Annotated in this window: 5 protein-coding genes; 3 read left to right on the plus strand and 2 right to left on the minus strand. The window is 60.1% G+C overall.

From position 1 onward, the window contains the following. Both HKN37_12310 and HKN37_12315 read left to right on the plus strand, forming a co-directional pair. The coding region (locus tag HKN37_12310; GenBank protein NNE47428.1) for an aspartate carbamoyltransferase at nt 1–246 on the plus strand (246 nt) is incomplete at its 5' end. A 336-nt stretch (nt 247–582) separates the two neighbouring features. Beyond that, nucleotides 583–822, plus strand: a complete 240-nt coding sequence (locus HKN37_12315; protein ID NNE47429.1) for a hypothetical protein — start codon at nt 583–585, stop codon at nt 820–822. A gap of 64 nt (nt 823–886) precedes the next feature. Here HKN37_12315 and HKN37_12320 read toward each other — a convergent pair whose 3' ends face one another. Both HKN37_12320 and HKN37_12325 read right to left on the minus strand, forming a co-directional pair. Further along, complete coding sequence (locus HKN37_12320; GenBank protein ID NNE47430.1) at nt 887–1360, minus strand: rhodanese-like domain-containing protein; 474 nt, start codon at nt 1358–1360, stop codon at nt 887–889. Between the two features lie 257 nt (nt 1361–1617). Then, on the minus strand, nt 1618–1917 hold the full coding sequence (locus HKN37_12325; protein NNE47431.1) for a hypothetical protein: 300 nt from the start codon (nt 1915–1917) through the stop codon (nt 1618–1620). On the opposite strand from HKN37_12325, the gene HKN37_12330 reads away from it, so the two are divergent. Next, on the plus strand, nt 1898–3824 hold a 1927-nt coding region (locus tag HKN37_12330), incomplete at its 3' end, for a Tad domain-containing protein (protein NNE47432.1). The two genes, HKN37_12325 and HKN37_12330, sit on opposite strands and share 20 nt — an antisense overlap.

The following is a 3824-nucleotide window of genomic DNA, read 5'->3' on the forward strand; positions in this document are numbered from 1 at the left end:
GACGAGGCGGCCAAATTTCAGTCCGGCGACTTCTCAGACCCCGAGGCAATCCATGGATCAGCAATGCCAGGCCTGGCTGTTCTTCAGGAGCGCTTCGACGAGGTCGACGTGGCCTTACTCCCGCACCGGGCCGGCGCAACCCTGACCTATACAGCCACAGACGCTGACGTCATCGGCGCGATCCACGCCTGGTTCGACGCTCAAGTTGCCGATCACGGTTCTCACGCTGAGCACGCTGACGAGTAGCTCACCCCTAACCGACCATCGACACCAACCCCTCTACGACGTGACGTAGTAGTTCAACCTTCACAACGTATGATGACCTCCATGCCTTCGCGACTCCGACTCTCACTCGTCGCATTCGCTGTTGCCCTTGTGGCGGGAGCTTGCGGCTCAGACAGTCAGTCGGTCGAATCCGCAGAAGACAGCAGTCTTGTCGCAGCAACGGCCTCTGGCGGCCAAATCGACTTCGGATCGCTGGAAGGAACCGACACGGTCTTGTGGTTCTGGGCACCGTGGTGACCGACGTGTCGAGCAGAAGCCCCTGCGGTCGCAGAGGCGCACAAGATCTTCGGCGATGACGTGAATTTCATTGGTGTCGCTGGCCGCGACGAACTCGCGGCCATCAACGACTTCATCACGACGCTTGACGTGGGTTCGTTTAAACACGCAGTCGATGATGACGGAACCCTGTGGAGCTCCTACGGGATCACGACCCAGCCATCGTTCATCTTCATGGATGACTCAGGCGATATGACGACTCACGTTGGCGCTCTTGGGCTCGAAGGCCTCAGCGAGCAGCTATCAGCGCTGGCGTCCTGAAGCGAGCAACATCGAGCAGTGTTCTTTCACGATGAGCCTTGTGTTCTCTCACGGCTCGCGGGCTTCATGTCGGCTCGTCAAGAAGGAGTTCCCTTCCTGACGAAGTCCATGCGTTCATCCCGCCGTTGAGATCAACAATGTTGGTGAAGCCTGCTTCAGCAAGGTCCTGCGCCGCCGTACCCGACATCGAACCTGACCGGCAATACAAGGCCACTGGGACACTACGATTCTCAGGAAGGCCGCCATATTCGAGTATCCGTTCGAAATCGACAAAGGCATCGGTACCGTCAATGTGCCCCTCATACGGCACGTGCACATTGATCACGTCAACCTCGGGATTCTCTTGCACGTACTCTGCGAAATCTGTCGCGTCAAGTAGCCGAATCGGTTCTACACCATCGACTACACCCTCATCAGAACGACCCGCACTCGAACAGGCGGCGACGAGCACCAGAAGCCCGAGAGCAGCGAACCAAAGAAGCCTCAACCGTCGTCGGGCTGCACGCGACTTCGAGTTACTAGGACTGGCTTGCGGCATCTTCGATCTCCATATCGTTGGGGAGTGAGTCAATAGAAGGTGGGTTCAACCGCCCGGGGAGCCCTAATCCTACAGACTGTCGTCGATCAAGCGTTCCAACTCGGATTCGCGACGACAATCGAATCCCGCTGCTAAGGCTTCGAAAGCTGGGCTTGTCTGTCATGGGGCCGATCCTCCACTGCAACGAATGCAGTCAGTCAATCGTCTACGCCCAGAAGCTCACGAAGAAGGCGCCACTTCTTCTTGCCAAGGAAACCCTAGTAGTTACGCATCATGAGCTGGCTGTCAATCTGTTTCATCGTTTCGAGCGAAACGCCCACGGCTATCAGGATCGAGATCCCGATGAACGCGACCACGGCAGCGGCCAAGCCAGCGTTGCCCGTGTCGGTCAGATGCATGAAAGCACACTCCAATACTACAGACTGTAGGGAGTCCTGCCGATAGATCGGCGTGACCCGTTGCTCAACTCTCCGCAACATGATGTCCCGAAGCGCAGATCGCGAGCGTGGTGCGATTCTGATTCTGTCTGCCCTCGTCATGATCTTGCTGCTGTTCATCGCAGCCTTCGCGACCGACCTGGGGGCCTGGTACCGCCAGGGCCAGGCCCAACAGCGTGCTGCTGACGTCGGGTCGCTCAACGGCATGCAGGCCTACGACCGCGAGTACAAGGCGTACTTCGAAACAGCCGGCGTCCAGACCTGGACCCAGCTGAGCGACGCGCAACGCCTCGAGGCCGAACGTGAGGCGATGCTGGCAGCGGTCAGCACGATCGTCGGCCTCCTCGAGACGAGCGGCCACAGCTTCTCGACGGCGCCCACCGAAGTGCAGCTCTCACCGCCACCCAACTCTCCAGGTGACCAATCGATCTACACGATCACCTCCGATGACGGCACCGTCGTCACGATTACCCGCGAGGCCGATGGCATGAGCGTCTCGCTCACCGCAGACGGCGACCAGTACTTCTCGAACCTGCTACGCGACGCGCCCACCATCACCCGCAAGTCAACGGCTGTCCTGTCGAACTGTGGTGCCGAATGCACCCGTTCGATCGAGATCAACCCACCGTTCGTCGGCTTCGCCGCAACCGGCCAAGGCGACGGGTATGGCCCGCTCCTGTTCGACAAGGATCCGAGTTCCGACGGCATCGAAGAGATCTGGGCGGTCAACCATCACTCGAACAGCGGCTCGAACTACAACATCATCTGCATGAACGTCGAGACCAAGTCCGAATGCAGCGGCTCGAGCAACGTGCACTTCCCTTTGAACTACGACACTGCAAACCGTCCGACCGAGTACATCGCCCCGAACGGCAAGATCTACTTCGCCGCTCGTGATCGAGGAACCGACCGATCGGGTCTCGCATGTTTCGACGCCGCCACCCGCAGCTATTGCAGCACCCCATTCGTCGACCTCTTCGACTCGACGCAGAGCGGCTGGTCGGGTTGGATCAACGTGAACGGCCCGTGGGAGTACGACGGCGACCTGTACATCATCACCCAAGACGGCCAACTCGGTTGTGTCACCGCAGCGATGGCCCCCTGCTCCACCGCCACACAGAACCTCCCGGCGTTCGGTGACTCCCGTCTCGCAGGACTGCACGACGGCCAGAACTACGTGACGAACGGTGAACAGCTCGGCTCGAAGCTCTACATCACACAGAACACACAGACCGGCGTCATGTTCCAGTGTGTCGATCTCTCGAACGGGAGCTCGTGCTTCACTCCGGTGTTCAACAACACGCTCGGCAACGGAGGCGACGACAACCTGACCTTCTTCCGCTACGACACCGCTGGCAACGAGAGCGGCATCTGCGTGTACAACGTCGTCTCGGGGAACAGCGGTTGTGTCTCGCTGTCGGGTACCAATCTCGGAGCAATCTCGGGAATGTCGTCGGCATTCAGCAGCCTCTCGGGCAACTGGGGTGGCGACGCAATCAGCTGGGAAGGCAAACGAACCTTCCTCGCTGGCGGTAACTCGAACCGTGTCGGATGCTGGAGCTGGGAAGACGGCGGCGTGGCGTGCCCCAACGGTGCGACCCTCACCACCGACGCTGCATACACCGGCGCTGGCTCGGGTGTCCGTCCCTACGGCTTCGCCCAGATCTCCGAGTTCTGCATCATCGGGCTCGGGCACGACTCGATCTTCTACTCCTTCAACCCCGACGGGTTCACCCCCTGCGTCGACGCCAAACTTCGCACCGAGATCCTCCCCTGCACCTGCGCAGATGGCAGCAACAAGTGGGGCGAAGTCCGCATGCCAGCCGAACTGATGGCCAAGGTCGACCAGATGTGGGCCACCATCTCGGCAACCGACGGCGGAGCAGCGATCAGCAGCGACCTCGACCGAGTCGAGCTACACAACAACGGAGGCATCATCGATCTCCGCGGCGTCGACCAGACCCTCAACAAGCTCTACCTCACCATCGAGGTCAACGCGAAACTCGACCCGAGCACCGGCGACCCGG

Source organism: Rhodothermales bacterium, assembly GCA_013002345.1.
GTDB lineage: Bacteria > Bacteroidota > Rhodothermia > Rhodothermales > JABDKH01 > JABDKH01.

Excerpts from the sequence above, each read along its gene's own strand:
- HKN37_12320 (NNE47430.1), bottom strand. The coding sequence starts at position 1,360 with ATGCCGCAAGCCAGTCCTAGTAACTCGAAGTCGCGTGCAGCCCGACGA.
- HKN37_12325 (NNE47431.1), bottom strand. The coding sequence starts at position 1,917 with ATGAACAGCAGCAAGATCATGACGAGGGCAGACAGAATCAGAATCGCA.